Origin of the sequence: Delftia acidovorans NBRC 14950 (genome assembly GCF_001598795.1) — a bacterium.
GTDB lineage: Bacteria > Pseudomonadota > Gammaproteobacteria > Burkholderiales > Burkholderiaceae_C > Comamonas > Comamonas acidovorans.
This window is the reverse complement of sequence record NZ_BCZP01000090.1, coordinates 1-565: the sequence shown is the minus strand read 5'-3', so window position 1 is coordinate 565 and position 565 is coordinate 1. Positions and strand designations below refer to the sequence as shown.

At 63.7% G+C, this 565-nt stretch carries 1 protein-coding gene; it reads right to left on the bottom strand.

Translation table 11 applies throughout. The features are described from left to right. Positions 1–565, bottom strand: a 565-nt coding sequence (locus tag DA1_RS30980; RefSeq protein ID WP_162269897.1) for a hypothetical protein, incomplete at both ends; no start/stop codon positions are given.

The following is a 565-nucleotide window of genomic DNA, read 5'->3' as shown; positions in this document are numbered from 1 at the left end:
CGCAACGCAGATTCACCGTCACCGCATCGGCCCCGTTGCTGACCACGCCATTGATCAGGCGCTCCACGTACAACTCGCTGCTGTAGCTGTACAGCCCCTTGCCCACGATCAGCTTGTCGCCGCCATACCGCGTGAGCTTCAGCGCTTGGTTTGCAGCCACCACGGTCTGCACCTCCGACTGGCCTTCGGCCAATCCCTGCACCTGTGCCAGAACCCGGTACGTTCCCGCAACACTGGGCCGCTCGATGTAGCCCCACCCCGTGTCCCTGCGGTCCTTGCCGATCGCAAGCTGCGTGACCAGCACCCCTCCATCGGCTGCGGTGTAGATTCCACCGACCACTCCTGAAGGAGTCTGTTCCACCAGGCTTACCTGTACCGTCATCGGCTTGATCGCGTTCTGGTTGTCCGACCAGTACGCGCCAGGCACGCTCAGCACCACATAGAAGTTGTCCCTCAGGCTGGAGGTCGAACGCTGCCCGTCCAGGCTGACGACCCGCACTTGCGGCACGATGACTTGCACCGGCAAAGGCGTGGCCGCTGTGGCCCCCTCAGCCGTCGCCTCGAT